This window comes from Nocardioides sp. LHG3406-4 (genome assembly GCF_049897745.1).
Classification (GTDB): domain Bacteria; phylum Actinomycetota; class Actinomycetes; order Propionibacteriales; family Nocardioidaceae; genus Nocardioides.
The window spans coordinates 412907-438813 of the sequence record NZ_JAFCWV010000004.1; the positions used below are offsets into that span (position 1 = coordinate 412907).

Below are 25907 nucleotides of genomic sequence, written 5' to 3' on the forward strand. Positions count from 1 at the left end.
GTCACCGCTCCGGGCGCGACAGCCGGTCGAGGAAGGCGACGAGCAGGGCCTCCCGCATGGCGGGGGCGGCGACGTCGAGCATCGCGTTGACCGGGGCCATCCGTTCGGGCAGCGCCAGGCCGCCGTCGGCGGACTCGCCGACCAGGCCGGAGGTCGCGAGGAGGCCGTCGAAGTCGTCGTCGCCCAGCGTCGTCGGGTCGAGGGCATCGATGAAGGAGACCACCGCGGGGTCGACGGCCACGGGACCCACAGCCTGTGCGGCGGCGACGGACTCCCGGAAGGCGGCCAGCAGCTCGTCGACACGGGCGAGAGTTGCCGCGCTGACGGACAGGTGGATCGTCGGCGGGCCGCCGTCGTAGGACAGCTGGGGCTGGACGTACCACCCGCGCGCCAGCATCTCGTCGGTGACCGTGAACGGGTCGCACGTGTCGTCGGTGGCGACGGCGAGCAGCGTCGAGTCCGGGGGTACGACGGCGCGCAGGGCAGGGATGGCTTCGACTCCGGCGGCCAGCTGGTCCACGGCCGAGAACACCTCGCGAGCGAGCCGGAGGTAGCCGTCGTCGCCGATCGTCCGCAGCACAGCCCACGCCCCGGCGAGAGGGCCGCCGGACTTCGTCGACTGCATCGTGGAGTTCAGCATCGTGTAGCCGGGCCACGCCGCCGACGCGAAGAACTGCGCGCGGCGCAGCGACGACGTGCGGTGCAGCAGCAGCGAGGTGCCCTTGGGCGCGTAGGCGTACTTGTGGGTGTCGACCGAGATGGAGGTGACGCCCTCCACCGCGAAGGTCCACGGCGGCACCGGGCGACCCAGCCGCGCGGCGTACGGCAGCACCCAGCCGCCGATGCACGCGTCGACGTGACAGCGCACCCCGGCCGCCGCGGCCGCTGCGGCGATCTCGGTCACGGGATCGACGACGCCGTGGGCGTACGACGGCGCCGAGGCCACCACGAGCACGGTGGACTCGTCGATCGCGGCCGCCATCGCGGCCGCGTCGGCGCGGAAGTCGGCACCCACCGGCACCACCGCGGCACGGACCCCGAAGTAGTGCGCTGCCTTGTGGAACGCCGCGTGCGCGGTCGACGGGATCACCATGCTCGGCGCCGTCACCGACGGACGGCTGTCGCGAGCCGCCTGCACGGCCAGGAGCACCGACTCGGTGCCTCCCGACGTCACGCTGCCGACCGCCGAGGGCGGGGCGTCGAGCAGGTCGCAGGCGAAGCCGACCAGCTCGTTCTCCATCTGCAGCAGGCTCGGGAACGCGGTCGGGTCGAGAGCGTTGGAGGCGGCGTACGCCGCCACCGCCTCGCTTCCCACCCGCGCGACCTCGCTGTCGCCGGAGTCGTAGACGTAGGCCAGGGTCCGGCCGCCGTGCACGGGCAGGTCGCCCTGCTGCATCTCACGGAGCCGCTGCAGTGCATGGGTCTGTGGATCGCTCACCCGGAGACCCTCTCATCGACCTGGGCGGCATCGAGGGAGTAGCGCGTGAGCCACCACAGGCTCACCACGGTGAGCACCGCCGGCAGCACCGAGAAGCCCAGTGTGATCGCGGTCAGTGCCGAGTCGGGCTGTGCCACGTTCCCCGACGTCGAGGAGCGGTAGCCGCCGATCGCGAGCACGACCGCGAAGACGCCCGGCCCGAGCGCGAGCCCCAGGGTCTCGCCGGCGGTCCAGACGCCGGTGTAGACGCCGGTGCGGTTGCTGCCGGTACGGCGCGCGTCGACCGCCGCGGCGTCGGGCAGCATCGCCATCGGGAAGACCTGGCAGCCGGCGTAGCCGACGCCCACCAGGGCGGTCGCGGCGAACACCACGGCCGGCGGCGCCGACCGCGCGAGCACCGCCAGCAGCGCCCCGGAGGCCAGCACGACCGATGCGATGAGATAGCCCTGCCTCTTGCCCCACCGGGTGCCGACGCGCGCCCACACCGGGGTCAGCACGAGAGCCGGGCCGACGAAGCAGACGAAGAGGATCGTGCCCGCGCCGGGACGGTCGAGCACGTCGGAGGCGAGGTAGTCGACGCCGGCGAGCATGCAGCCCGTGGCCAGCGCCTGCAGCACGAACGTCGTCAGCAGCAGCCGGAAGTCGCGCGCCCCGGCGACGACCCTCAGCTGCTCCCGCAGCGACCCGGCCCCCGCCGACACGCTGCCGACCGGCGCGCGGCGCGTGCCGGCGTACGCACCGACGACACCGACCACGATGATCGCCGCCATCACGACGCCCATCACGCGGTAGCCGCCGCGCCCGCCGATGCCGTCGCGGATCAGCGGCGCCGTGGCGCCGGCCAGCATGATCGTGAACGCCAAGATGGCGACGCGCCAGGTCATCAGCCGGGTGCGCTCGTCGTACGACGTGGTCATCTCGGCCGGCATCGCGACGTACGGCACCTGGAAGAACGCGTACGCCGTGGCGCAGGCGAGGAAGAACACCAGCACCCACAGGGCTCCGAGCCAGGCGGAGCCCAGGTCGGGCGCGGCGAAGATCAGCGCGAAGCTCACGGCGAGCAGCAGCCCGGCCCGCAGCAGCCACGGCCGCCGGGGGCCGCGGGGGTCGTCGGTGCGGTCGCTGATGCGGCCCGCCACGGGGTTGAGCACGACGTCCCACGCCTTCGGCGCGAAGACGATCAGGCCGGCCCAGAGCGCCGCGATGCCGAGGGTGTCGGTGAGGTAGGGCAGCAGCATCAGGCCGGGCACCGTGCCGAACGCGCCGGTCGCCACGGAGCCGGAGCCGTAGCCGAAGCGCACGCTGCGGGGGAGTGCGCCGGCAACGGTCATCGGACGCCCGAGTCGACGTCGCGCAGGTGCGTCCGCAACAGCTGCTGCATGCCCTTGACGGTCTTGGGCTTGCGGCGGGCCAGGTCGGTGCGCTCCCCGGGGTCGGAGCCGAGGTCGTAGAGCTCGGCGCGGCCGGCCTGCCGGACCAGCTTGAGGTCGCCCACGCGGACGGCGGCGCGGGTGTCGGCCCGCCGGAACCGGGGCCGGTGCACCCAGTAGAGCGTCTCCCGGTCGAGCCGCCCGGTCCCGGTGAGCACCGGCGCGATGCTGAGGCCGTCGACCGCGCGCGGCGGCGTGCGCCCGGCCAGCTCGACCGCCGTCGGCAGCAGGTCGATGGTGCTCGTCATGGTGTCGTCGACGCGCCCGGCGGCCACCGTGCCCGGCCAGTGGGCCACCAGCGGCACCCGGATGCCGCCCTCGTAGAGCTGGCCCTTGCCGCCGCGCAGCGGACGGTTGGCGTCGTGGCGCGGCGCCCCGTTGTCGGAGGTGACCATCAGCAGCGTGTCCTGGGTGAGCCCGAGCCGGTCGAGGGTGCGCACGATCTGGCCGACCTGCTGGTCGACGCTCTCGAGCATCGCCGCCAGCACCGGCGAGCTGCCGGGCCGCGTCGCGCCCGGCTTGGCGCGGTACTTCGCCAGCAGCTCGGGCTTGCCCTGCAGACGGGTGTGCACGGCGTAGTTGGAGACGTGCAGGAAGAACGGCCGGTCGCGGTGCCGGGTGATGTAGGCGGAGGCCTCCCGAGCGAGCCGGTCGGTGAGGTACTCGCCGCGAGGGCCCGGAAGTCCTGGCATGAACGCGTACGGCGCGACGTAGTCGCCGTCCCCGATGTAGCGCGTCTCGGAGGCCCGCACCTCGTCGAAGCCCAGCCGGTAGGGGTTGGCCAGCCGGGACCGGTAGCGGCCGCTGTAGTCCTCGGTCAGGTGCCACTTCCCGATCAGGCCGCTGGTGTAGCCCGACCGGGCCAGGGCCTCGGGGAGGCTGTGGGTGCGGGGCGGCAGGAAGTGCATGCCCGGCGCCTGCTCGGGGCGCAGGAAGTCGGTGATGCCGGTTCGGGCGGGGTAGAGCCCGCTGACCAGTGCGGCGCGCGTGGGGGAGCACAGCGGCGCCGCGGCGTACGCCTTGGTGAAACGCATGCCCTCCTTCGCCAGCCGGTCGATCTCGGGGGTCTCGTTGAACTCGTGGCCGTAGCAGCCCAGCTCGCGCCAGCCCAGGTCGTCGATGGACACGACGAGGATGTTCGGGCGGCGTACGGCGGGTCGCCCCGCGCTCGGCCCGGCCGCGGCGGGCAGCAGGCCGGCCACGGTGCCGCCCAGGACGCCGCCCAGCAGGGCCCGACGGCTCGGGTGGGCGAGCGGCTTCATGGACGTCTCCTGGCGTGGGTCGAGAGGGTGCGGTGTGGCGGGGCGAGCGTAACGACCCCTACGGCCGCTTCGGCCCGATACGCCGAGACCAGGCGCGCCACGCCCACCTCGGTCAGCGGGCCTTCCTGCCACCCGGTCCCGGGCCGGTCGCGGGAGGCGTGGACCACTGCTCCACCCACTCGTCGAGCACGCGCCAGGTCGTGTCCCGCGCCGCGCGACCGGTCAGCATGCCCAGGTGACCTCCGGGGACCACCTCGAACCGCACCTCGCGCGAGCCCGTGAGGAGCGGAAGCACCGGGCGCACGGCGGCGATCGGCGTGATGACGTCGTCGGCGCCGCCGAACACCAGCACCGGAGCGGAGACGGCCGAGAGTGAGATGGTGCGCCCGTCGAGCATGAAGTCGCCGTCGGCGAGTCGGCTGCCCTTGATGAACCGGTGGTACAGCTGCCCGAAGGTGCGCCCCGGATAGGCGGTCATCCGCGACGTGAAGTGGTCGACCGCCTCCACCTGGGCGAGGAAGTCACGGTCGTCGAGCCGGACGGCCAGGGCGAGCGGCGTGGCCACCAGCCTCTGGAACGACGACAGCTGGCCGGCCCACCTGACCAGGGGCTGGGCGGCGCTGAGGGCCTGGTAGGCACGGCTGAGTGCGCTGCGGCCCTCCGCGCCACCGAGGTCCAGCAGCGGTCGGACGGGGGCGACGATGGGCACGTCAGCGGTGTCGAGCGGTGCGCCCAGCAGGGTCAGGGACGCGATCGGCAGCTCCGGCTGGTCGGCTGCGGCCAGCAGCGCGAAGATCCCGCCCAGGCTCCAGCCCACGACGTGCACCGGACGTCCGCCCGCGTGCGCCGACACCGCCCGGACGGCGGCCGGCACGACCTCGTCGACCCACGGCTCGATGCCCAGGCAGCGGTCCTTGACCGACACCTGGCCGTACTCCACGAGGTACGTCGGCCGGCCGCCGCCGACCAGGTGCTCGACGAGCGAGCAGCCCCGGCGCAGGTCGAAGCACAGGGAGGGCGCGGCCAGTGGCGTCACCAGGAGCACCGGGTCGCCGGTCTCGACCACCTGCGCGGCCGGCCGGTAGTGGTAGACCTCGCGCCGGTCGCCCTCGTCGATCAGGGTCCGCGGCATCGGCCGCAGGTCGGCCAGCCCGCCGTTGACGAGCGCGTGGGCGACGTTGCCCGCCGCCGCGACGACCTGATCGGGCTTCGGGATCAGATCCATGGGGGCAAGATACGCGCATCACCCACTGGGGTGGTCGACAAGCGTGCCGCTCGCGACTAGACCTGACGCATGAAGTGGACGCTCGCGGCACTCGGCGCCGCCGCCCTCGGTGGAGTGGCGGCGCACGACCTGACCCAGAAGCGGCACGCGATCCTGCGCAACTTCCCGGTGGTCGGGCACGCGCGGTTCTTCATCGAGCGGTTCGGCCCTGAGCTGCGGCAGTACGTCGTGGCGTCCAACGACGAGGAGCGCCCGTTCACCCGTGACCAGCGCAGCTGGATCTATGCCAGCGCAAAGCTGGAGAACAACTACTTCGGGTTCGGCACCGACAACGACATCGAGCACGTCGAGGGCTACCCGATCATCAAGCACCGCACCTTCATGGGGCCGGGCGCCCAGACCGCGCCGCACGGCGACGAGAAGGTGCCGCTGCCGGCGGCCAAGATCCTCGGCGGCCCCCGCGGCCGCACCCACGCCTTCCGCCCCCAGTCGGTGGTGAACATCTCGGGGATGAGCTTCGGGTCGCTGTCGGGCGCAGCCATCGAGGCGCTCAACAAGGGCGCCGCCATGGTCGGCTCGCTGCACAACACCGGCGAGGGCGCGCTCTCGCCGTACCACCGCAACGGCGGCGACGTCGTCTTCCAGATCGGTACGTCGTACTTCGGCTGTCGCGACGAGCGCGGCCGCTTCGACATCGACCGGCTCAAGGAGCTGGTCGCCTCCGCGCCGGTGCGCGCGATCGAGATCAAGCTCAGCCAGGGCGCCAAGCCCGGCCTGGGCGGGATGCTGCCCGGGGAGAAGGTATCGGCGGAGATCGCGGCGATCCGCGGCATCCCGCGGGGAGTCGACTGCGCGTCGCCGAGCCGGCACGAGGTCTTCCACGACGTCGACTCGATGCTCGACTTCGTCGAGATGGTCGCCGACGAGACCGGCCTCCCCGTCGGGATCAAGTCGGCGGTCGGCAACCTGGAGTTCTGGGACCACCTGATCGAGGCGATGCTGCCTCGCGAGCGCGGCGTCGACTTCGTCAACATCGACGGCGGCGAGGGCGGCACCGGGGCGGCGCCGATGATCTTCGCCGACTCGGTGGCCTACCCCTTCCGGGTCGCCTTCACCCAGGTGTACCGCCGCTTCGCGGCCGCCGGGCTCGCCGACGACGTCACGTTCATCGGAGCCGGGAAGCTGGGCATCCCGGAGAACGCCGTCGTGGCCTTCGCCCTCGGCGCCGACATGATCAACGTCGGTCGCGAGGCGATGATGGCGATCGGCTGCATCCAGGCGCAGAAGTGCCACACCGACCACTGCCCGGTGGGGGTGGCGACCCAGAACCCGCGGTTCACCCGCGGGCTCGACGTGGGCCTCAAGAGCGTGCGGGTGGCCAACTACCTCGTCTCGATGCGCCGCGACCTGCTCAAGGTCTCCGAGGCGGTCGGGGTGGTGCACCCGTCGCTGATCACCCCCGACGACGTCGACATCCTCGACGGCCAGTCCAAGACCATCACCCTCGGTGAGCTCTACGGCTACGAGCCCGGGTGGGGCACGCTCTCCGGCGCCATCGCCAAGGACATCACCGACGTCATGTGCGGCGACCTCGAGCCGCCTGAGCCGGCACCGGGTGAGGGAGCCGCCGCGGTGCCACCGCGGAGCCCTGCTCAGGAGTAGCGGTGGCTCTTGGCCGTGTGCCCGTGCTCCCGCGTGCACGTGCGGCCACTGATCGCCCGGTGGCCACACAGCTGCGGGTCAGGGGAGGCGGGCGCGCCTGCCGGGGCGCGGACCTCGGCCGGCCGGGCAGCCGGCCGGCTCGCCGCCTTGGGCGGCGCCGGGGACTTGGCCGCGCGTGCCGCCGCCTGCTCGGCGCGCGCCTCGCGCATCGCTCGCAGGCCATCCATCTTGCTCATCGTCGCTTCACAGCCCCGACACTAGGGCCAGGCGCCGACAGTTCCCGACAGGCGCCTCGTGGGGGAGTCACTCAGGAGCCCGCGCGCCGGCGACCGCGGACCGGTCGGCCGTCGTGCCCTGCGGGCGGACCGACGGTGAGCGTGGCGAGCAGCGTGCTGATCGGCACGGCGAGCACGAGCCCGATGGCCGACGCGAGGGTGCGCACGATCTCCTCGGAGTACTCCTCCCGGGAGAGCAGCACGGTGGCGGGCAGGTCGTAGAAGGACAGCAGGATCAGCACGGAGAGCGCGGCGCCGGCGTAGGCGAAGACGATGGTGTAGATCGTGGAGGCGATGTGGTCGCGCCCGATCCGCATCCCGCGGGTGAACAGCTGACGCCGGCCCAGCCCGGGTGCGGCGCCGCGCAGCTCCCAGACGGCCGACGTCTGGGTGATGGTCACGTCGTTGAGCACGCCGAGCCCGGCCACGATCACCGCGCAGGTGAGCAGGCCCTGGAAGTCCATGTCCGGCGCGAACGACGTGAGCGCCGACCCGCTGTCGTCGGAGACGCCGGTGAGCCGGGTCGCTCCGATGGCCACCGCGCTGATGGCTGCGGTGATGCCGATCGCGACGAGTGTGGAGGCCAGCGCGGCGCTGGTGCGGACGGAGACGCCGTGCGCGAGGTACAGGACGACGTAGAGGATGGCCGACGAGCCGACCAGCGCCACGCCCAGGCCGGTGCTGCCCGCGGTGAGGGCGGGCAGCATGAAGGTCACGATCAGCCACGCCCCGAACCCGAGCCCCAGCAGCGCGAGGAGGCCGCGCAGCCGCGCGACCGCGGCGACCACCAGCACGAAGACCACGGCCAGGACGCCGAGGGGCAGATTGCGCTGCACGCTGAAGAAGGCGTACGACGGCGCGGCGCCGGTGTTGGGCGTGCGCAGCACCGTGATCTCGTCGCCGCCCCGCAGGCCGGACCCCTGGACCTCGAGGGGCACCTGCACCATCGCGGGGTCACCCCGGTCGGGGCCACTGAGCACGGAGACCCGGACCTGTCCGCACTCGTCGGCGTTCTCCATGTCCCGGAGATCGACGGGACACGCCGGCAGCACGTCCACCACCTCCGCGTCCTCGAAGGTGACGCCCGGCGCGGTGAAGTCCTGGCTCGGGCGCCCGGCGTCGCCGGGCCACATCACCAGGAGGCCGACGACCGTGGCGACGCCGACGACCGCCAGGAAGGCCAGGAGGATGGCGCGTGCCGCTGCGCGGGTCCGGACGTCGTCGAGGTCTGCGCCGTGCTGGTGTCCGCTGCCCACCGGGCGATCGTAGGGGTGCGGGTGCTCGGCCCGGGCGCCGGTGACCGGGACGCCTGCGGAGCCGGCCGGCGGCCATGGACTACTGGGGGGTCTCCCGGGTGCGGATCAGCCGCTCCGCGACGGCACTGAGCTTCTCGTTGCGGTCCTGGGAGATCCGGCAGAGTGTGTAGAACGCCTTGTCTGCGGAGAGGCCGAAGCGCTCCATCAAGATGCCCTCCGCCTGACCGATCACGGTGCGGGCGACGATCGCGCGTTCGAGGTGCTCGGCGTTCTGCGCCCCGGCCACCGCGACGGCGACGTGCGCGGCGAGTGCGAGCCCGTGGATCACGTCGTCGTCGTCGAAGCCGTCGGTGCGCAGGGAGTAGAGGTTCATGGCCCCGAGGCTGTCGTCGGTGACGAACAACCGGTAGCTCAGGCTGCTGAGCACCCCGAGCTCACGCGCGATGGTGGGCCCCCATTCCGGCCACCGCTCGTCGGTCCTGAGGTCGCTGCTCTGCACCGTCTCCCGGTGACGCAGCGCGTCGTAGCAGGGCCCCTGCTGGAGTGCGTACTGCAGCTCGTCGATGCGGCGGGTGGCCTCGTCGGTGCCCGACGGCGTGTCGATGCCGTTCTTGTGCACGATCGAGATGCCCGCCAGGTCGCAGCCGCGGATGATGGTGGTGGCGCTGGTGACGGCCTGGTCCAGCGTCTCCTGGGTGCCTGTCTCGCCCTGCATCGACCGGACGGCGGCCGAGAGCTGGGTGTTGAACTGTCCGGCCCTGTCGCTCATCGCTTCGTCCCTCCCATCTGCATGTCACTCTGAGTCGCTCAGGAGCCCCGCGCAGGACGCAGCGGCTTCCCGTGCGACTCGCGCACCTGCGAGAGCTCCTCGAGGAACGAGGCCGCCCACGCGTTGACGTCGTTCTCGACGACGGTCTTGCGCATCGCCCGCATCCGCCTGGTGCGCTCCTTCGCGGTCGACCGGCTCGCGTCCAGGAGCGTCTGCTTCAGGCCGTTGATGTCGTAGGGGTTGACGAGCCACGCCTGCCGCAGCTCGTTCGCCGCCCCGGCGAACTCCGAGAGCACCAGCGCCCCGTCGTCGTCGTAGCGGCAGGCGACGTACTCCTTCGCGACCAGGTTCATCCCGTCGCGATAGGGCGTGACGACCATGACGTCGGCGGCGCGGTAGAGCGCGGCCATCTCCTCGCGGGGGTACGACGTGTGGAGGTAGGAGATCGCCGGCCGCCCGATGCGCCCCAGGTCGCCGTTGACCCGGCCCACCAGCTGCTCGATCTCCTCGCGGATCAGGATGTACTGCTCCACCCGCTCGCGCGAGGGCGTCGCCACCTGCACGAAGATGGCGTCCTCGACGTCCAGCTCGCCGTCGGCGACCAGCTCGCCGAAGGCGCGCAGCCGGGCGATGATGCCCTTGGTGTAGTCGAGCCGGTCGACTCCCAAGAAGAGCTTGCTGGGGTTGCCGAGAGCCTCGCGGATCTCGGCCGCCCGCTCGTCGACGGCGTCGGACCGGGCGAGCTTCTCGTAGCCCGCGGCGTCGATGGAGATGGGGTACGCCGCGGCGCGCACCGTGCGGTCGTCGGGCAGGTAGACCAGGTCGCGGTGCGTCTTGTGGCCGACCCGCTGGCGCACCAGCCGGATGAAGTTCTGGGCGCCGCCGGGGAGCTGGAACCCGACCACGTCGGCACCGAGCAGCCCCTCGAGGATCTGCCGCCGCCACGGCAGCTGCTGGAAGAGCTCACCGGGCGGGAAGGGGATGTGCAGGTAGAACCCGATGCGCAGGTCGGGCCGGAGCTCCCTGAGCATCTGGGGCACCAGCTGGAGCTGGTAGTCGTGCACCCAGACCGTGGCGTCCTTGGCGGCCACGTCGGCGGCCTTCGCCGCGAACCGCCGGTTGACCGTGACGTAGGAGTCCCACCACTCGCGGTGGAACCTCGGCTTGGCCACGACGTCGTGGTAGAGCGGCCACAGGGTGCCGTTGGAGAAGCCCTCGTAGAACTCCTCGACCTCCTGGGCCGTGAGGTGCACCGGCACCAGCGACATGTCGTTCTCGACGAAGGGCTCCAGCTCCTCCTCGGTGTCTCCCGGCCAGCCGATCCAGGCGCCGTCGTTGGCTCGGAGCACGGGCTCGAGCGCACTGACGAGGCCGCCGGGGGAGGGGCGCCAGCCCCCGCCCTCGGCCTCGGGCACCCGGTCCACGGGCAGCCGGTTGGCGACGATGACGAGGTCTGCCTGCCCGGATGCGCTCACGCGACCACCCTAATGCGGCTCGAGGGCCCCAGCCTCACCCGAAGCGCGGAGCGAGCAGGTCGGGCTCGGTGGCCCAGGTCGTCCCCGCGACTCGCCGGAGCCGAATGACATCCGTGTGGTTCGTCGCCTACGATGGGTCCCATCACACGCCGCGCACACGGGGAGACGGACATGGACGCCGCCAACGCCATCCAGGGCCACCCGGCCGAGGAGTCGGCCGGCCTCAGCGACCGCGACCGCGAGATCCTCGAGTTCGAGCGGCACTGGTGGAAGTACGCCGGCGCCAAGGAGCAGGCGGTGCGCGACAACTTCGACATGTCGTCCACCCGCTACTACCAGGTGCTCAACGCCCTCATCGACCGCGAGGAGGCTCTCGAGGCCGACCCGCTGCTGGTCCGCCGGCTCCGCCGCCTCCGTTCGCAGCGCCAGCGCCAGCGCTCGGCTCGTCGTCTCGGCTTCGAGCTCTGATGATGCGCACCCGCGACGAGCGCGGCGTCGCCGTGCCCTCCCCGCTGGTGATGCTCAGCATCATCGCGGTGGCGATGGCGGCCATCGCCTTCGTCGCCACGCGCGACGAGGCTCCCGACGAGCGCCGTATCGAGACCGTGTCGGGGCCCAGCGTCCCGCCCGTGCCGGTTCCCACGCCCACGCCCCCGCCCACCAAGAAGCCGGAGCCGCAGATCAAGCGCGGCAAGGTGATGGTCGAGGTCTTCAACAACTCCGGCATCCAGGGGCTGGCGGGCAGCACGGCTGACAAGGCCCTCGCCGCCGGTTGGCAGGTCGTCGGCACCGACAACTGGATCGGCACAGTGCCCAGCTCGACCGTCTACTACCCCCAGCGACTCAAGGCCGCGGCGCGGCTGCTGGCCCTCGACCTCGGCATCGACCGGGTGATGCCCTCGGTCGACCCCATGCGGCTCGACGCACTGACCGTCGTCCTGACCGGCTGACCACCGGCGACCTCCGCGCGGCTGGCCCCATGGCAGGGTGAGCTCATGGAGTTCACCTCCGCAGCCGCGCGTCGGCGCTACGACGACATCGTCGCGGTCGCCAAGGACACGGTCGTCGCCCTCGACTTCGACGGCACCCTGTCGCCGATCGTCGAGGACCCCGACAGCGCCCGCATCCACCACGACGCCCCCGACCTGCTCGTCGACCTGGCCGAGGTGGTCCGCGCCGTCGCCGTGATCACCGGACGCCCCGCACGCCAGGCCCTCGCGCTGGGCGGGCTCGACGAGGTGGGCGACCGGATGGGTGGCTCGGGACGCGAGCTGTTCCTCTTCGGCCAGTACGGCAACGAACGCTGGTCCTCGACCAACCGCCGGGTCGTCTCGCCGCGTCCGCCGCCCGGCCTGAGCTCGTTCCTGCGTGAGCTGCCCGGGATCCTGCGTCGCGCCGACGCCGCAGAGGCGTACGTCGAGGAGAAGGGCCTGGCGGTCGCCGTGCACACCCGTCGGCTGCCCGAGCCGGAGGTCGCGTCCGCGCGGCTGCTGCCGGGGCTCCGCGATGCCGCCGAGCGCCACGACCTGATGATCGAGCCGGGGCGGCTGGTGGCCGAGGTGCGCGCTCCGGGAATGCACAAGGGCATCGCGGTGCGCACGCTCGCAGACGAGGTGGGCGCGGCCGGCTTCGTGTTCGCCGGCGACGACCTCGGTGACCTGGAGGCGTTCGCCGCCGTGGGGGAGCTCCGGGACGCCGGGCTCGCGACCCTGCTCGTGTGCTCGTCGAGCCCCGATGCGGAGGGCCCCGAGGAGCTGGTCGAGCTCGCCGACGTCGTGGTCCCCGGCCCCGACGGGGTGCTCGCCCTCCTCCGTCAGCTGGTGGACGACGCTCGGCGTTCCTGAGTCGCCCAGCATGCGGACACGATGTGCACATCGTGAGACGCCCGCCTAGGCTTGCGCAAGCTCATCGAGAGGGACTGAGGGAACGGCCCGTCGAAGTCCCGGCAACCGCCGCGAAGCCTCCCATTTCGCGGAAGTGGTGCTAATTCCGGCCCGTGGCGAAGTCCGCCACGGGGCAGATGAGAAGGAGGAATCCTTGAGCGCCCCCACCGTAGAGAAGACGTCCGGCGGCACCCGAGCCGGCGCGTTCGGCAACGCCACCGGCCTGTCCTGCCGGGAGTGCGGCCACCTGGTCGAGCTCGGCCCGCACTATGCGTGTCCGGAGTGCTTCGGCCCCCTCGAGATCGCCTACGACTTCCCCGAGGTGACCCGCGAGCAGATCGAGGCGGGCCCGGCCAACATCTGGCGCTACAAGGCGCTGCTGCCGGTGCCCGACGACATCGAGCAGAGCCCCAACATGGAGCCCGGCTTCACCCGGCTGCTCCGGGCGAAGAACCTCGGCCGCGAGCTCGGCATCGACAACCTGTGGGTCAAGGACGACAGCACCAACCCCACCAACTCCTTCAAGGACCGGGTCGTGGCCTGCGCGCTGAGCGCGGCCGTCGAGTTCAAGGCGAAGGTCTTCGCCTGTCCGAGCACCGGCAACCTCGCCAACGCGGTCGCCGCCGCGGGTGCGCGCGCCGGCATCAAGACGGTGGTGTTCATCCCGAGCAACCTCGAGAAGCCCAAGCAGATCAACAGCGCGGTCTACACCGACTCCCTGGTCGCTGTGAAGGGCAACTACGACGACGTCAACAAGCTCGCCTCCGAGATCGCCGGCGAGGAGGAGGGCTGGGCGTTCGTCAACGTCAACGTGCGGCCCTACTACGCCGAGGGCTCCAAGACCCTGGGCTACGAGATCGCCGAGCAGCTCGGCTGGCGGCTGCCCGACCAGCTCGTCATCCCGGTCGCGTCCGGCTCGCAGCTGACCAAGGTGCACAAGGCGTTCCGGGAGCTCATCAAGCTCGGGCTCGTCGAGGACAAGCCCTACAAGGTGTACGGCGCCCAGGCCGAGGGCTGCTCCCCGGTCTCCGCGGCCTACAAGGCCGGCGTAGACGCGATCCGCCCGGTGAAGCCGGACACGATCGCCAAGAGCCTGGCGATCGGCAACCCCGCCGACGGCATCTACGTGCTCGACATCTGCCGTGAGACCGGTGGCGGGGTCGAGGACGTCACCGACGACCAGGTGCGCGACGCGATCGTGCTGCTGGCCCGCACCGAGGGCATCTTCACCGAGACCGCCGGCGGCACGACGGTCGGCGTGCTGAAGAAGCTCGTCGAGAGCGGCCAGCTCGACACCAGCCTCGAGACCGTCGTCATCAACACCGGCCACGGGCTCAAGACCCTCGACGCGATCGCCGACCGGGTGGGCCCCACCGCGACCATCGACCCGTCGTACGCCGCGTTCGCAGCGACCGGCATAGCCTGAGTGAAGTCCACCGCACCGAAAGAGAGAGGGACCCCCATGAGTGTGAGCGTCCGCATCCCCACCATCCTGCGCACCTACACCGGCGGGGAGTCCGAGGTGACCGCCGAGGGCACGACGCTCGCCGAGGTGCTCGACCATCTCGACGCGTCCTACCACGGCATCAAGGGGCGCATCCTCGACGAGGCGGGCCAGCTGCGCCGCTTCGTCAACGTGTACGTCGGCAACGACGACGTCCGCTTCCTCGAGAACCTCGAGACGGCGACCCCCGAGGGCACCCAGATCTCGGTGATCCCGGCCGTCGCCGGAGGCTGAGGCGCGACCGCCGCTAGGCCAGCGAGGTGACGAGGAGCCGGTAGGTCTCGTCCACCGCACCCTCGGCGCTCCTGATGACCACGGCATCGCGTCGGGTCGCCGTCATCTCGTCGAGCGCCGCGTGGCACCGCAACAGCTCCGCGTCACCGCCGTTCGCCGCGACGATGGCACGCACGGTGTCGTGCCAGGTATCCTCGGGCTCCGACTCCCCCCGGCGCGCGAACCGCGCGACGGTGGCGGCGGGGGTGTCCATCAGGATGCGCTCGACGAAGAGCGCGCCGGCTGAGGCGGCACAGGCCTCGAACCTGGCCAGCTCCACAGGGTTGATGAGCATCTGCGGCAGGACGACCTCGAGGCCCTCCGCGAGGTACGCCTCCATCATCGCCAGCGCGGCGGGCCTGATGAGCGCGCCGGCCCGGCCGAAGTCCTGCGCCCATCCGCCGATGAGCGTCCGGAGGATGTCGATGTCGCAGTTCAGCACGCCCGGATGGGCATCGGCGTAGCGTCGCGCCAGCGTCGACTTCCCGATCCCGGGTGGGCCGTTCAGCAGGATGAGTCGGCTCATGACCGGCTCAATCTAGCCGCGGCCCTCGGCCTCGGTGCGCCGCCGCACGAGGTGGGCGCGCTCCGGCTCGTTGTCGCAGCGCGCGATCGCCTCGTCGTACGACGCGAGCGCGGCGGCGACGTCTCCCGACCTGGCCAGCAGCTCGGCCCGGGCGCCGGGGAGGCGGTGACCGGGCAGCTCGAGCCCGTCGAGCAGCCGGAGCCCGGCCAGCGGACCGTCGGCCTCCGCGACCGCCACGGCGCGGTTGAGCCGCACGACCGGCGACGGCACGAGGTCCTCGAGCTCGGCGTACCACCGCGCGATGCGGCTCCAGTCGGTCTGCTCCGCGGAGCCGGGGACGGCGTGCTCGGCCGCGATCAGCGCCTGCAGCAGGTACGGCGTCGACGGGCGTCCCAGCTGGGGTCGGAGCAGCTCGAGGGCCTCGTCGATCTCGCCGGCGTGCCACAGCGCCCGGTCCTGGTGGGGCAGCAGCACCAGGGCCCCCTCGGCGACCCGGGCATCGCGGCGGGCGTGCTGGAGGAGCATGAGTGCGAGTAGCGCGTCGATGTCGTCGGCGGCGTCGAAGCCGGCCGGCAGCAGCCCGCGCACCACCCTGACCAGCCGGATCGCCTCACCTGCCTCTGCCGCACGCAGCACGTCGGCGCCCGAGCCGGGCGCGTAGCCCGCCGTGAACGCCAGGTAGGCGATGTCGGCGACGGCCGACACCCGCTCGACCAGGTCGGCTCCGGTCGGCATCGCGAACGACTCGCTCGCCAGCCGCTTGCGAGCCCGGGTCAGTCTCGCCGCCATCGTCGGCGTGCTGACCAGGAACAGGCGAGCGATGTCGGGGGTCGAGACACCGAGCACCAGCCGGAGCGTCAGTGCGGCGGCCGCCTCAGCGGGGAGCGACGGGTGCGCGCACAGCAGCAGCAGGCGCAGCCGCTCGTCGGCCAGGCCGTCCCCGGTGTCTGCCATCACGCGCTGCGCCTCCTCGGTCAGCTCGGACTCGACGGCGAGCCGCGGCATCGTGCGTACGGCGACCGCCTCCGACCGCAGCCGGTCGAGGATGCGGCGCCGGGCGGTCGTCATCAGCCAGCCGGCTGGGTTGGTGGGCGTCCCGTCGCGCGGCCACGTGCGGGCGGCCGCCTCGAACGCGTCGGCGAGGCCGTCCTCGGCCAGGTCGAGGCGCCGGAAGCCCGCCACCAGCAGCGCCAGCAGCCGTCCCCACTCGTCGCGCCATGCGCGATCCAGCTCCTCCATCCCGTCAGCCATCCGGTCAGCCGTCGTAGCCCTCGACCGAGGTGACGGGCCGCACCTCGATCGTGTAGCCCGGCGACAGCAGCGTGGCCAGGTCCACGGCGGCCTCCATCGACTCGAGGTCGACCAGGTAGAAGCCGACCAGCTGCTCGGCGGACTCCGCGAAGGGACCCTCGGTGACGACGCCGTCGCGCACCCCGCGCGCCTCGGCCGCCCCGGCCAGCGCCTCGGCGACGACGAGTGCGCCACGCTCCTCGAGGGCTGCGTCGAAGGTGGCGTGGCCGTCGAAGACGGCCTGTCGCTGCTCCTCGCTCGCGCGTTCCCAGGCAGTGGGGTCGTCCTCGTTGAGGAGGACGAGGAACCTCACGACCCGCACCGCCGCAGCTCGAGCCCCTTCTCGCTCTCGGCGAGGATGCCGACGCACTGCACGAGGTCGTCGAGGTCGGTGGTGTCGATCAGGTAGAAGCCGGAGAGCTGCTCCGCGCTCTCGGCGTACGGACCCTCGGTGACCACCACCCGGTCGCGGCTGCCGCTGATCACCTTGGCCTCGCGGCTGTTCGAGAGCTCCGCGCTGGCCCTGACCTGGTGGCCGCGCGTGGCCAGGGCATCGCTGAACTCGCGGTGCCTGGCGAACACCGCGTCCTTGTCGCCCTGGGGCAGGGCGTCCCAGGCGGCCTCGTCGGTGGGGATGAGCAGGATGTAGTCGGTCATGGCCGTCCTCTCTCAAGGGGGTCGAGTCTTCCACCGAGATGACGCATGAGGGGTGCCCGGATCGACACGGTCGGCCGGGACGCTCGGCCGGTGCGGCACAGTTGAGCCATGGCACGCACCATCGCAACCAACGACCGAGTCGACCGCGACGCACTGCTGGACTTCATCCGCCCCAGGCACCGGGCCACCCTGGTGACGATCCGTCGCGGCGGGCGTCCCCAGCTGTCCCCCGTGTCGTGCGGCGTCGACGAGCAGGGCCGCCTCGTGGTGGCGACGTACCCCTCGCGGGCGAAGGTGCGGAACCTGCGCCGAGACCCCACCGCCAGCGCGCTGGTCCACAGCGACGACTGGAACGGGCCGTGGGTCCAGGTGGACGGCACGGCAGAGGTGATCGACATGCCCGACGCGGTCGAGCCGCTCGTGGACTACTACCGCAGCATCGCGGGAGAGCACCCCGACTGGGACGAGTACCGCCAGGCCATGCACGACCAGGACAAGTCGCTCATCCGGCTCACCATCGAGCGGTGGGGCCCGGTCGCGACCGGCGGCTTCCCGCCCGAGCTGGCCGACTGAGGCGCCGCGTTGGGCCGCCCGTCATGCCGGGTTGCCCGCCCGTTCAGGCCGGTGTGGTTCTACTCGGCGCATGCGCAGACTCGATCGCCGGGCCCTCGCGGTGCTGGCGTCGGCCGGCCTCGTGGCCACTAGCAGCGTCGGCGCCCGGCAGTTCCTCCAGCGCCAGGCGGCCATCGCCCGCGGCATCATCGGCGACCCGCTCGGGCATGCCGCCCCGGAGGCCGACAAGGTCTACCGCAAGAGCCGGGACGGACGCCTCGAGCTGCTGATGCTCGGGGACTCCATCGCCGCGGGGCTCGGCGCCGAGCGGCCCAAGGACACCCTGGGGGCGAGGCTCGCGCGGGGGCTGGGCAAGGCAGCGAACACGTCCGTGCGCCTGTGTACGGCGGCCCGCGTGGGCTCGGAGTCGAGCCTGCTCGCGGCGCAGCTCGATGCGCTGCCCGGCGGCTATCGGCCCGACGTCGCGGTCATCGTGGTGGGCGGCAACGACGTGACGCATCGGGTGCCGGTGGGCGAGTCGGTGCGCCACCTCACCGACGCCGTCGACCGGCTTCACGAGCTCGGCGCCCGCGTGGTCGTCGGCACCTGCCCCGACCTGGGCGCCCTCCGGCCGGTGCCGCAGCCGCTGCGCTCCCTCGGCTCGCGGGCCAGCCGCCAGCTCGCCGCCGCCCAGCGCCGGGCGGCGCTCGACCGTGGCGCGTACGTCGTCTCGCTGGCGCACGTGGTCGGCCCGTTCTTCATCACCAACCCCGACGAGATGTTCAGCCTCGACCGGTTCCACCCCAGCGCCGCCGGCTACCGGCGCACGGCGAAGGCGATGCTGCCGTCGGTGCTGCGAGCGCTCGGGCATGCCGATGAGCTGCCCTTCGGCCATCACGCGCCGCCTGCGGGACCGTAGCCGTCGACCTCAGCCCGCCTCCGGGTCGCTGCTCTCGACGGCCTCGCGCACCTCGATCCCGCCATCGGGTCCGGCCAGGATCCCGACGCACTCGAGCAGCCCGTCGAGGTCGTCGGTGTCGACGCAGTAGAAGCCGGTGAGCTGCTCCACGCTCTCGGCGTACGGCCCCTCGGTCACCTCCAGCCTGTCGCCGACCCGGCGCACGACGCGGGCTCCGCTCGAGTGGGTCAGCTCCGCGCCGCCGGTGATCTTGTCGCCGCGGGCGGCCAGCATCTCGGCGAACCGAGTGTGCTTGGCGTACGTCGCCTTGCGCTCCTCCATGGTGGCGCTCGACCAGTGGCTCTCGTCTCCGGGCAGCAGCACGACGTAGGACGTCATCGGTCTCTCCTCTCGCTGAGGGTGGGTGAGTCTGTCACCGAGATGACGGGCGGGGGAGGGCGAGATCGACACCACCCGCTCTCGTTCTAGGGTGACCGGGTGCCCGAGGACCCGAAGGAACGACGTCGCCGCCTGCTCGCGATGGACCTCACCGAGCTGGCCGTCGAGTTCGGCACCGACAAGTGGGGAGTGCACCGCTACACGCCGCACTACCAGCGTCATCTCGAGCACCTGCGCGGCGAGGAGTTCACGCTGCTCGAGCTCGGTGTCGGCGGCTACACGCGCAGCATCGGCGGCGCCTCGCTGAAGATGTGGAAGTGGTTCTTCCCCCGGGCGCACATCGTCGGGCTCGACATCGAGGACAAGACCGCGCTGAGCGCCGGCCGGATCACCGTCGTCCAGGGCGACCAGACCGACGAGGCGCTGCTCACCGCCCTGATGGCCGAGCACCGGCCGTTGGTCGTGATCGACGACGGCTCGCACGTGCCCGACCACGTCCGGGCGAGCTTCGGGGTGCTGTTCCCGCTGCTGCCCGACGACGGCATCTACGCGATCGAGGACACCCAGACGTCCTACTGGCCGGAGTGGGGCGGCCAGGCCGACCCGCGGGCGCGCGGCACCTCGATGGACCTCGTGAAGGACCTCGTCGACGGGCTCAACTTCGAGGAGTACGTCGACCCGCACGAGCCGTCGTACACCGACCGCTGGGTGCGATCGGTGCACTGCTACCACAACCTCGTCGTCGTCGAGAAGGGTGACAACGTCGAGGGCACCAACAAGTTCGACGTGCTGGCGGAGCGCTACCCGTGACGACCGTCCTGCTCGCGACCAGCCGCGACTGGCCCGAGGGCGAGCCCGGCCACGAGGCCCTCGACGCGGCCCTGGCCGCACGCGGCATCGACGCCCGGTGGGCCGTCTGGGACGACGCGTCGGTCGACTGGGCGGGCGCCGGCCTCGTCGCCGTGCGCTCGACCTGGGACTACGTCGCCCGCCACGAGGAGTTCCTGGCCTGGGTCCACGCGGTCGAGCCGACGACCACTGTGCTCAACGGCGCCGACGTGTTCGCGTGGAACCTCGACAAGGGCTACCTCGCCCGCCTCGGTGACGTGCCCGTCGTGCCCACCCGGCTGGTCACCTCCGCCGACGACGTCGAGGCCGCCGTGGCCGATTTCGGTGACGTGGTCGTCAAGCCGCGGGTCGGCGCCGGCGGCATCGGCGTGACCGTCGTACGTCGCGGCGACGCGATCTCCCTGCCGGCTGTCCCGGTCGTCGCCCAGCCGCTCGTCGAGACCGTCCACACCGACGGTGAGACGTCGGTGTTCGTGATCGACGGGCGGGCCGTCTCGATGGTCAACAAGGTGCCGGCCGACGGTGAGATCCGGGTGCACGAGCAGTTCGGCGGTCGCACCACCGAGATCGCGCTGTCCAGGCCCGAGTCGGTGCTCGCGGTCGATGCGCTCCTCGCGGCCGCCGACTTCGCCGGCCGGCCCCTCGACTACGGCCGGGTCGACCTGCTGAGGTACGACGGCGGCTGGCGGGTCAGCGAGCTCGAGGTCACCGAGCCCGGCCTCTACCTCGACGTCCTGCCGGCCAACGCCGACCCCTTCGCCGACCTCGTGGCCTCGCGGCTGAGGTGAGGACGTCCCATGGAGCGCGCCGGTCGGTGTTTGCGCACCGACGGTAAGGGGTACCCACCCCCACGATGAGTGACCCCAGAGAAGCCATGGAGCCGATCCCCGAGACGCACGAGGCGATCGAGCAGCTGGAGCGGATGAACGAGGCCTCGACGCTGCTGAGGGACCTCCAGGAGCAGACGCGCGAGGTCCGGGACATCGTCCCCGACTGTCTCGGCCTCAGCCTCGCCTCGATCGAGCACGACGTCACCTTCACCCTGGTCGCCTCGTCGGACGACGTCGCGGTCCTGGATGCCATCCAGTACCTGGCCGGAGGCCCCTGCGTCGCCGCCGCGAAGGCCGATCGGGTGCTCGAGTTCGACCGGGAGGGGATGCTGGACGAGGGCGCCTGGCACCTGTTCGCGTCCGCCACCGCCGCCTACGGCGTGGCCAGCACGCTCACCCTGCCCATCATCGTCGACGGGCGGGTCACCGGGACCGTCAACCTCTACGGCGGGTCACGGCGGGCGTTCGTCGGGCACCACGAGGCGCTCGCCGACCTCTTCTCGGCCTGGGCGCCGGGCGCCGTGGCCAACGCGGACCTGTCGTTCCGCACCCGCGAGGAGGCCAAGCGCGCGCCCGAGCGGATCCGCCGCCGGGTCAGGATCGACACGGCGCTGGGCATCCTGGCGGCGTCGCGAGGCATCGACGTGCAGCAGGCCCGAGCGGACCTGGCGGAGGCGGCTCGGCGGGCCGGCGTCGAGCTGGCCGACCTGGCCGCGGCGCTGATCGAGCTGCGGAACTCCCGCGACCTCGGCGACTGACGCGGCCCGGGGCGTTTGCACTCGACCCCGTCGAGTGCTAAACATGTTGCTGGCACTCTCGACACGAGAGTGACAACACGGCACTGGTGACGTTGAGGTCCTCCAGTCCGGCGGGAAGGGTCCGCCGGAGGGTGAGGGTCGTCCGTCGCGGGCAACCCACCGGCGCCGTACACCCCCAGACGCTGAAGGAATCACATAGCATGTCGAAGCTGATTGCTTTCAACGAGGAGGCCCGACGCGGCCTGGAGCGTGGCATGAACACGCTCGCAGACGCCGTCAAGGTCACGCTCGGCCCCAAGGGTCGCAACGTCGTTCTCGAGAAGAAGTGGGGCGCGCCCACCATCACCAACGATGGTGTGAGCATCGCCAAGGAGATCGAGCTCGAGGACCCGTTCGAGAAGATCGGTGCCGAGCTCGTCAAGGAAGTTGCCAAGAAGACCGACGACGTCGCCGGTGACGGCACCACCACCGCGACCGTCCTCGCCCAGGCGATGGTCCGCGAGGGCCTGCGCAACGTCGCCGCGGGTGCCAACCCGATGGGCCTCAAGCGTGGCATCGAGGCCGCCGTCGCCGCCGTGACCGAGCAGCTGCTCGGCATGGCGACCGAGATCGAGACCCGCGAGCAGATCGCGGCGACCGCCTCGATCTCCGCCGGTGACCCCACCGTCGGCGACGTCATCGCCGAGGCGATGGACAAGGTCGGCAAGGAAGGCGTCATCACGGTCGAGGAGTCGAACACGTTCGGCATCGACCTCGAGCTGACCGAGGGCATGCGTTTCGACAAGGGCTACATCTCGGCCTACTTCGTGACGGACCCTGAGCGCATGGAGACCGTGCTGGAGGACCCCTACGTCCTCATCGCGAACTCCAAGGTGAGCAACGTCAAGGACCTGCTGCCGCTGCTCGAGAAGGTCATGCAGTCCGGCAAGCCGCTGCTCATCATCGCCGAGGACGTCGACGGCGAGGCGCTGTCGACCCTGGTCGTCAACAAGATCCGTGGCACCTTCAAGTCCGTCGCCGTCAAGGCCCCGGGCTTCGGTGACCGCCGCAAGGCCATGCTGCAGGACATCGCCATCCTCACCGGTGGCCAGGTCATCTCCGAGGAGGTCGGCCTCAAGCTCGAGAACGCCGGCGTCGAGCTCCTCGGCCAGGCCCGCAAGGTCGTCATCACCAAGGACGAGACCACCATCGTCGAAGGCGCCGGCGACACCGGCCAGATCGAGGGCCGGGTCAACCAGATCCGTGCCGAGATCGAGAAGTCCGACTCCGACTACGACCGCGAGAAGCTGCAGGAGCGGCTGGCCAAGCTGGCCGGCGGCGTTGCGGTCATCAAGGTCGGCGCGGCCACCGAGGTCGAGCTCAAGGAGCGCAAGCACCGCATCGAGGACGCCGTCCGCAACGCCAAGGCGGCCGTCGAAGAGGGCATCGTCGCCGGCGGCGGCGTGGCGCTCGTCCAGGCCGCGGCCACCGCGTTCGACAAGCTCGACCTGACGGGCGACGAGGCGACCGGTGCCAACATCGTGCGCTACGCGACCGAGGCCCCGCTCAAGCAGATCGCGATCAACGCCGGCCTCGAGGGCGGCGTCGTGGCGGAGAAGGTGCGCAACCTGACCCCGGGTCACGGTCTCAACGCGGCCACGGGCGAGTACGTCGACATGCTGGCCAAGGGCATCAACGACCCGGTCAAGGTGACCCGCTCTGCTCTGCAGAACGCCGCCTCGATCGCCGCGCTGTTCCTCACCACCGAGGCCGTCGTGGCCGACAAGCCGGAGAAGGCCGCCCCGATGGGCGGAGACCCCTCCGGCGGCATGGGCGGCATGGACTTCTGAGTTCCGCCCGCTCGGTCCGAGGCAGTCGCTAGCGCCTGGCCTCGACCGGCGAAAGAGCTTCACCAGCAGGGCCCCCGCTCCGGCGGGGGCCCTGCTGCGTGTCGCGTCGCACAACTCATCGACCGCGGCGCGCGTCGCAGTACCGTGACCGCACCGATGAAGACACCTCCTGGACCTGCCCGGATCGGCGCCGCGCTGGTGGCTGCGCTGACCGGGCTCGCTGTGCTGACCGGGCTCGCTGGGCTCGCGGCAGCACCGGCGACCGCCCTCGACACACCGCCGGCGGCGCGGGCCGCCGACGACCGGCCCAACATCGTCCTGATCACCACCGACGACCAGACCCTGGCCGACCTCTACTGGATGCCGGCGACCCGGGCCGCGCTCGGTGGGGCCGGGGCGACGTTCGGGCAGGCGATCTCGCCGCACCCGCTGTGCTGTCCGGCGCGGGCCGAGATGGTCACCGGCCAGTACGCGCAGAACAACGGCGTACGCAGCAACTCGGGGCCGCACGGAGGCTTCGGAGCGCTGAAGGAGCCGGGCAACACCGTGGCGAGCTGGCTGCACGACGCGGGCTACGCCACCGGCTTCGTGGGCAAGTACCTCAACCTCTACTCCGAGCGCGACGGCATCCAGGCGGGCTGGGACCACTGGGCGCCCATCACCCACAACACCTACCAGGCCTTCGACTACTCCGTCTTCGACAACGGCACCAGGGTCGAGCACCACGATGACCTGCACAGCAACGACTTCGTCTCCCAGCGCACCGTCGACCTCGTGGAGCGGTACGCCGCCGCCGACGAGCCGTTCCTCGTCTGGTCGTCCTACGTCGCCCCGCACGGGCAGTGCACCGACAACCTGCCCCTCGACGTGTGCGCCGCCCCGCCGACGCCTGCTGCCCGGCACGCCGGTCTCTACTCGGGCTCGCCGCTGCCTTCCCTCGGCAAGCCGTCGTTCAACGAGGCCGACGTGTCCGACAAGCCGATCATCATCCGCAAGCAGAAGCGGGTGAGGGCCGCCAACCTGCAGCGGCTCTTCACCCAGCGGATCCGAGCCCTGGCGTCGGTCGACGAGGGGGTCGCTGCCACCGTCGAGGCGCTGCGGGCGGCCGGCGAGCTCGACAACACCTACCTGGTGTTCACCAGCGACAACGGCTACCTGCTGGGCGAGCACCGCTACAACGGCAAGGTGCTCGCCTACCGCGAGTCGCTCCGCGTGCCGATGCTGATCCGCGGCCCCGGCATCCCCGCGGGTGTCGTGCGCCAGCAGCGCGTGTCCACCATCGACCTGGCGCCGACCATGGTCGAGATCGCGGGGGCCGTTCCCGGGCGCCCGATGGACGGCGTGTCCATGCTGGCGGCGGCCCGTGCCGACGCACCACTCCCGCGGACCTCCCTCATCCAGGCCGGGCCGTTCCACCGGAGGGGGACGATCGACTGGACCTACCGCGGCGTCTACACCGGCCGTTACACGTTCGTGCGCTGGAACCGCACCGGCTTCGTCGAGCTCTACGACCACGCCCGCGACCCCTACGAGCTGCGCAACCTGGGGACCACGGCGAAGTACGGCAAGGTACGCCGCGAGCTCTTCCGCCGTACCAACCTGCTGTCGCGGTGCTCGGGTGACGCCTGCCGTGTGGACTTCGGGCCGGTGCCCCGGCCCCGCCGCTGAGACCGTCCGCTCGCTACGTTGGAGCCGTGACACGGGAGGAGCGCTTCGAGGCGCTGGCGCGCGAGGTGATCGATCCGGTACGCCGCTTCCTGGCCCGCCGCACCGATGCCGACACCGCCGAGGACGTGCTCTCCGAGACGCTGCTGGTGCTGTGGCGCCGCTTCGACGACGTACCCGACAACGCCCTGCCCTGGGCCTACGGCGTGGCGCGCGGCTGCCTGCAGAACGCCGAGCGCAGCCGTCGGCGACAGGACCGGGTCGCCGCGAAGCTGGCCGGCCAACCCGTCGAGCCGCACCCCACGGGCACCGACCCGCGGCTCGCCGACGCGCTCGGCCGGCTGCCGGAGCGTGACCGGGAGCTGCTGCGACTGTGGGCCTGGGAGCAGCTGAGCCCGGCCGAGATCGGCGCCGTCCTCGACATGACGCCCAACGCCGCGAGCATCAGGCTGCACCGGGCCAAGGGGAAGCTCCTCGACGAGCTGCGAAAGGCCGGCTCGGCTGCCGGACATGAAGGGGCAGAAGGGAGGCCATCGTGAACGAGAACGACGACGAGCTGCGCCGCAGCCTGCGGGCGCTGGACCCGGCCTCCCGTCTCGACGCCGCGGCCCCCGAGCAGGTGGCCCGACTCCTGGAGGAAGCCATGAGCAACCAGACCCCCGACACCCGGACCGACCCGGCAGGGCGACGCAGCCCCCTCGTGTGGATCGCAGCTGCGGCTGCCGTCGTGGTCATCGCCGGCGCCTCCTTCGCCGTACTGCGTGGCGGCGACGAGGAGCAGGCGCCCACTGCTCAGGAGTCCACCAGCCAGGCGCCGGACTCACCCGCGTCCGAGCAGCCGGCACCCGAGCCCGGCTCCAACACCGCGCTCGTCGCGGGCGACGGCGCCAACGCGAAGTGCATGGCACCCAACGTGCAGGTGCTGCGCACCAACACCCTCGCCTTCGACGGCACCGTGACCGCGATCGAGGGCGACCAGGTCACCTTGAAGACGACCCAGTGGTTCAAGGGCACGCCCACCGAGACCGTGACCGTGACCGCGCCGAGCGAGCAGCTCCAGGAGCTGCTGGTCGCGGTCGACTTCGAGGTCGGTGGCCGCTACCTCGTCACGTCCTACGAGGACGCCGTCACGCTCTGCGGCTTCAGCGGCGCCTACACCGCCGATCTCGCCAAGCTCTACCAGGACGCGTACGCCGGCTGAG

Annotated in this window: 28 protein-coding genes and 1 riboswitch; of the genes, 15 read left to right on the forward strand and 13 right to left on the reverse strand. The window is 71.8% G+C overall.

Annotation, left to right across the window (positions count from 1 at the left end):
• Position 1 precedes the first annotated feature (1 nt).
• From ACP7BP_RS16240 to ACP7BP_RS16255, 4 genes are all read right to left on the reverse strand, one after another.
• Positions 2–1438, reverse strand: coding sequence for a pyridoxal phosphate-dependent decarboxylase family protein (locus ACP7BP_RS16240; RefSeq protein ID WP_426246061.1), 1437 nt, complete (start codon positions 1436–1438; stop codon positions 2–4).
• Positions 1435–2769, reverse strand: a complete 1335-nt coding sequence (locus ACP7BP_RS16245; protein WP_426246063.1) for an MFS transporter — start codon at positions 2767–2769, stop codon at positions 1435–1437. The genes ACP7BP_RS16240 and ACP7BP_RS16245 overlap by 4 nt, the downstream gene beginning before the upstream one ends.
• Complete coding sequence (locus ACP7BP_RS16250; protein WP_426246065.1) at positions 2766–4130, reverse strand: sulfatase; 1365 nt, start codon at positions 4128–4130, stop codon at positions 2766–2768. Before ACP7BP_RS16250 ends, ACP7BP_RS16245 begins: the two co-directional genes overlap by 4 nt.
• Before the next feature lie 112 nt (positions 4131–4242).
• A complete protein-coding gene (locus tag ACP7BP_RS16255; RefSeq protein WP_426246067.1) occupies positions 4243–5355 on the reverse strand; it encodes an alpha/beta fold hydrolase in 1113 nt (370 codons plus the stop codon).
• A 69-nt stretch (positions 5356–5424) separates the two neighbouring features.
• Between ACP7BP_RS16255 and ACP7BP_RS16260 the strand changes: the two genes are divergently transcribed.
• Positions 5425–7017 carry a glutamate synthase-related protein gene (locus tag ACP7BP_RS16260; protein WP_426246068.1) on the forward strand — a complete coding sequence of 531 codons (1593 nt, stop codon included), beginning with the start codon at positions 5425–5427 and terminating at the stop codon, positions 7015–7017.
• On the opposite strand, the gene ACP7BP_RS16265 is transcribed toward ACP7BP_RS16260, so the two are convergent.
• The 4 genes from ACP7BP_RS16265 to ACP7BP_RS16280 all read right to left on the reverse strand — a co-directional run bounded on the left by ACP7BP_RS16265 (position 7008) and on the right by ACP7BP_RS16280 (position 10792).
• Positions 7008–7253: a hypothetical protein gene (locus ACP7BP_RS16265; RefSeq protein ID WP_426246069.1), complete on the reverse strand. Its 246-nt coding sequence runs from the start codon at positions 7251–7253 to the stop codon at positions 7008–7010. The genes ACP7BP_RS16260 and ACP7BP_RS16265 overlap by 10 nt on opposite strands.
• A gap of 71 nt (positions 7254–7324) precedes the next feature.
• Positions 7325–8548, reverse strand: coding sequence for a YibE/F family protein (locus ACP7BP_RS16270; RefSeq protein WP_426246070.1), 1224 nt, complete (start codon positions 8546–8548; stop codon positions 7325–7327).
• Between the two features lie 79 nt (positions 8549–8627).
• Positions 8628–9317, reverse strand: coding sequence for a GAF and ANTAR domain-containing protein (locus ACP7BP_RS16275; RefSeq protein ID WP_426246071.1), 690 nt, complete (start codon positions 9315–9317; stop codon positions 8628–8630).
• 38 nt (positions 9318–9355) lie between these two features.
• Positions 9356–10792: an alpha,alpha-trehalose-phosphate synthase (UDP-forming) gene (locus ACP7BP_RS16280; RefSeq protein ID WP_426246072.1), complete on the reverse strand. Its 1437-nt coding sequence runs from the start codon at positions 10790–10792 to the stop codon at positions 9356–9358.
• A gap of 171 nt (positions 10793–10963) precedes the next feature.
• On the opposite strand from ACP7BP_RS16280, the gene ACP7BP_RS16285 reads away from it, so the two are divergent.
• The 5 genes from ACP7BP_RS16285 to ACP7BP_RS16305 all read left to right on the forward strand — a co-directional run bounded on the left by ACP7BP_RS16285 (position 10964) and on the right by ACP7BP_RS16305 (position 14413).
• Positions 10964–11260, forward strand: a complete 297-nt coding sequence (locus ACP7BP_RS16285) for a DUF3263 domain-containing protein (protein ID WP_426246073.1) — start codon at positions 10964–10966, stop codon at positions 11258–11260.
• A complete protein-coding gene (locus ACP7BP_RS16290; RefSeq protein ID WP_426246075.1) occupies positions 11260–11742 on the forward strand; it encodes a LytR C-terminal domain-containing protein in 483 nt (160 codons plus the stop codon). Before ACP7BP_RS16285 ends, ACP7BP_RS16290 begins: the two co-directional genes overlap by 1 nt.
• Positions 11743–11787: 45 nt before the next feature.
• Positions 11788–12636 (forward strand): trehalose-phosphatase, encoded by an 849-nt coding sequence (otsB, locus tag ACP7BP_RS16295; RefSeq protein ID WP_426246077.1) that lies wholly within the window; start codon positions 11788–11790, stop codon positions 12634–12636.
• Positions 12637–12694: 58 nt separating this feature from the next.
• Positions 12695–12819, forward strand: a riboswitch (SAM riboswitch).
• A gap of 10 nt (positions 12820–12829) precedes the next feature.
• Complete coding sequence (gene thrC / locus ACP7BP_RS16300; RefSeq protein WP_426246078.1) at positions 12830–14101, forward strand: threonine synthase; 1272 nt, start codon at positions 12830–12832, stop codon at positions 14099–14101.
• A gap of 36 nt (positions 14102–14137) precedes the next feature.
• Positions 14138–14413 carry a MoaD/ThiS family protein gene (locus ACP7BP_RS16305; protein ID WP_426246079.1) on the forward strand — a complete coding sequence of 92 codons (276 nt, stop codon included), beginning with the start codon at positions 14138–14140 and terminating at the stop codon, positions 14411–14413.
• A gap of 13 nt (positions 14414–14426) precedes the next feature.
• Here the strand turns inward: ACP7BP_RS16305 and ACP7BP_RS16310 are convergent, their stop codons facing one another.
• Genes ACP7BP_RS16310 through ACP7BP_RS16325 form a run of 4 tightly spaced genes read right to left on the reverse strand, consistent with a single transcriptional unit; the run spans position 14427 to position 16925 of the window.
• The gene (locus ACP7BP_RS16310; protein ID WP_426246081.1) at positions 14427–14978 is read right to left on the reverse strand and encodes an AAA family ATPase; all 552 of its coding nucleotides are present in this window, start codon (positions 14976–14978) and stop codon (positions 14427–14429) included.
• A gap of 12 nt (positions 14979–14990) precedes the next feature.
• The gene (locus ACP7BP_RS16315; protein WP_426246083.1) at positions 14991–16229 is read right to left on the reverse strand and encodes an RNA polymerase sigma factor; all 1239 of its coding nucleotides are present in this window, start codon (positions 16227–16229) and stop codon (positions 14991–14993) included.
• Between the two features lie 4 nt (positions 16230–16233).
• Positions 16234–16581 carry a YciI family protein gene (locus ACP7BP_RS16320; protein ID WP_426246084.1) on the reverse strand — a complete coding sequence of 116 codons (348 nt, stop codon included), beginning with the start codon at positions 16579–16581 and terminating at the stop codon, positions 16234–16236.
• A complete protein-coding gene (locus tag ACP7BP_RS16325; protein ID WP_426246085.1) occupies positions 16578–16925 on the reverse strand; it encodes a YciI family protein in 348 nt (115 codons plus the stop codon). The genes ACP7BP_RS16320 and ACP7BP_RS16325 overlap by 4 nt, the downstream gene beginning before the upstream one ends.
• Positions 16926–17033: 108 nt before the next feature.
• Here ACP7BP_RS16325 and ACP7BP_RS16330 point away from each other — a divergent pair, with 108 nt between their 5' ends.
• Positions 17034–17498: a PPOX class F420-dependent oxidoreductase gene (locus ACP7BP_RS16330; protein ID WP_426246087.1), complete on the forward strand. Its 465-nt coding sequence runs from the start codon at positions 17034–17036 to the stop codon at positions 17496–17498.
• Between the two features lie 70 nt (positions 17499–17568).
• Entirely contained in the window at positions 17569–18396 is an 828-nt protein-coding gene (locus ACP7BP_RS16335) for an SGNH/GDSL hydrolase family protein (RefSeq protein WP_426246089.1), read from the forward strand.
• A 9-nt stretch (positions 18397–18405) separates the two neighbouring features.
• Here ACP7BP_RS16335 and ACP7BP_RS16340 read toward each other — a convergent pair whose 3' ends face one another.
• Positions 18406–18774: a YciI family protein gene (locus ACP7BP_RS16340; RefSeq protein WP_426246090.1), complete on the reverse strand. Its 369-nt coding sequence runs from the start codon at positions 18772–18774 to the stop codon at positions 18406–18408.
• A gap of 99 nt (positions 18775–18873) precedes the next feature.
• On the opposite strand from ACP7BP_RS16340, the gene ACP7BP_RS16345 reads away from it, so the two are divergent.
• The 7 genes from ACP7BP_RS16345 to ACP7BP_RS16375 all read left to right on the forward strand — a co-directional run bounded on the left by ACP7BP_RS16345 (position 18874) and on the right by ACP7BP_RS16375 (position 25906).
• Positions 18874–19584, forward strand: a complete 711-nt coding sequence (locus ACP7BP_RS16345; protein ID WP_426246092.1) for a hypothetical protein — start codon at positions 18874–18876, stop codon at positions 19582–19584.
• Positions 19581–20411, forward strand: a complete 831-nt coding sequence (locus tag ACP7BP_RS16350) for an ATP-grasp domain-containing protein (protein WP_426246093.1) — start codon at positions 19581–19583, stop codon at positions 20409–20411. The genes ACP7BP_RS16345 and ACP7BP_RS16350 overlap by 4 nt, the downstream gene beginning before the upstream one ends.
• Before the next feature lie 65 nt (positions 20412–20476).
• The gene (locus tag ACP7BP_RS16355; protein ID WP_426246094.1) at positions 20477–21211 is read left to right on the forward strand and encodes an ANTAR domain-containing protein; all 735 of its coding nucleotides are present in this window, start codon (positions 20477–20479) and stop codon (positions 21209–21211) included.
• Between the two features lie 200 nt (positions 21212–21411).
• Complete coding sequence (gene groL / locus ACP7BP_RS16360) at positions 21412–23040, forward strand: chaperonin GroEL (protein WP_426246095.1); 1629 nt, start codon at positions 21412–21414, stop codon at positions 23038–23040.
• A gap of 156 nt (positions 23041–23196) precedes the next feature.
• Positions 23197–24708, forward strand: a complete 1512-nt coding sequence (locus tag ACP7BP_RS16365) for a sulfatase family protein (RefSeq protein ID WP_426246096.1) — start codon at positions 23197–23199, stop codon at positions 24706–24708.
• Positions 24709–24734: 26 nt separating this feature from the next.
• Positions 24735–25244 (forward strand): RNA polymerase sigma factor, encoded by a 510-nt coding sequence (locus ACP7BP_RS16370; protein ID WP_426246098.1) that lies wholly within the window; start codon positions 24735–24737, stop codon positions 25242–25244.
• Positions 25241–25906, forward strand: coding sequence for a hypothetical protein (locus ACP7BP_RS16375; RefSeq protein ID WP_426246099.1), 666 nt, complete (start codon positions 25241–25243; stop codon positions 25904–25906). Before ACP7BP_RS16370 ends, ACP7BP_RS16375 begins: the two co-directional genes overlap by 4 nt.
• Position 25907: the final 1 nt, after the last annotated feature.

Bases quoted from the DNA above. Each gene is read 5' to 3' on its own strand.
- ACP7BP_RS16245 (WP_426246063.1), bottom strand. From the start codon at position 2,769: ATGACCGTTGCCGGCGCACTCCCCCGCAGCGTGCGCTTCGGCTACGGC.
- ACP7BP_RS16250 (WP_426246065.1), bottom strand. From the start codon at position 4,130: ATGAAGCCGCTCGCCCACCCGAGCCGTCGGGCCCTGCTGGGCGGCGTC.
- ACP7BP_RS16255 (WP_426246067.1), bottom strand. From the start codon at position 5,355: ATGGATCTGATCCCGAAGCCCGATCAGGTCGTCGCGGCGGCGGGCAAC.
- ACP7BP_RS16260 (WP_426246068.1), top strand. From the start codon at position 5,425: ATGAAGTGGACGCTCGCGGCACTCGGCGCCGCCGCCCTCGGTGGAGTG.
- ACP7BP_RS16265 (WP_426246069.1), bottom strand. From the start codon at position 7,253: ATGAGCAAGATGGATGGCCTGCGAGCGATGCGCGAGGCGCGCGCCGAG.
- ACP7BP_RS16275 (WP_426246071.1), bottom strand. From the start codon at position 9,317: ATGAGCGACAGGGCCGGACAGTTCAACACCCAGCTCTCGGCCGCCGTC.
- ACP7BP_RS16285 (WP_426246073.1), top strand. From the start codon at position 10,964: ATGGACGCCGCCAACGCCATCCAGGGCCACCCGGCCGAGGAGTCGGCC.
- ACP7BP_RS16290 (WP_426246075.1), top strand. From the start codon at position 11,260: ATGATGCGCACCCGCGACGAGCGCGGCGTCGCCGTGCCCTCCCCGCTG.
- otsB (WP_426246077.1), top strand. From the start codon at position 11,788: ATGGAGTTCACCTCCGCAGCCGCGCGTCGGCGCTACGACGACATCGTC.
- ACP7BP_RS16305 (WP_426246079.1), top strand. From the start codon at position 14,138: ATGAGTGTGAGCGTCCGCATCCCCACCATCCTGCGCACCTACACCGGC.
- ACP7BP_RS16310 (WP_426246081.1), bottom strand. From the start codon at position 14,978: ATGAGCCGACTCATCCTGCTGAACGGCCCACCCGGGATCGGGAAGTCG.
- ACP7BP_RS16315 (WP_426246083.1), bottom strand. From the start codon at position 16,229: ATGGCTGACGGGATGGAGGAGCTGGATCGCGCATGGCGCGACGAGTGG.
- ACP7BP_RS16325 (WP_426246085.1), bottom strand. From the start codon at position 16,925: ATGACCGACTACATCCTGCTCATCCCCACCGACGAGGCCGCCTGGGAC.
- ACP7BP_RS16330 (WP_426246087.1), top strand. From the start codon at position 17,034: ATGGCACGCACCATCGCAACCAACGACCGAGTCGACCGCGACGCACTG.
- ACP7BP_RS16335 (WP_426246089.1), top strand. From the start codon at position 17,569: ATGCGCAGACTCGATCGCCGGGCCCTCGCGGTGCTGGCGTCGGCCGGC.
- ACP7BP_RS16340 (WP_426246090.1), bottom strand. From the start codon at position 18,774: ATGACGTCCTACGTCGTGCTGCTGCCCGGAGACGAGAGCCACTGGTCG.
- ACP7BP_RS16355 (WP_426246094.1), top strand. From the start codon at position 20,477: ATGAGTGACCCCAGAGAAGCCATGGAGCCGATCCCCGAGACGCACGAG.
- groL (WP_426246095.1), top strand. From the start codon at position 21,412: ATGTCGAAGCTGATTGCTTTCAACGAGGAGGCCCGACGCGGCCTGGAG.
- ACP7BP_RS16365 (WP_426246096.1), top strand. From the start codon at position 23,197: ATGAAGACACCTCCTGGACCTGCCCGGATCGGCGCCGCGCTGGTGGCT.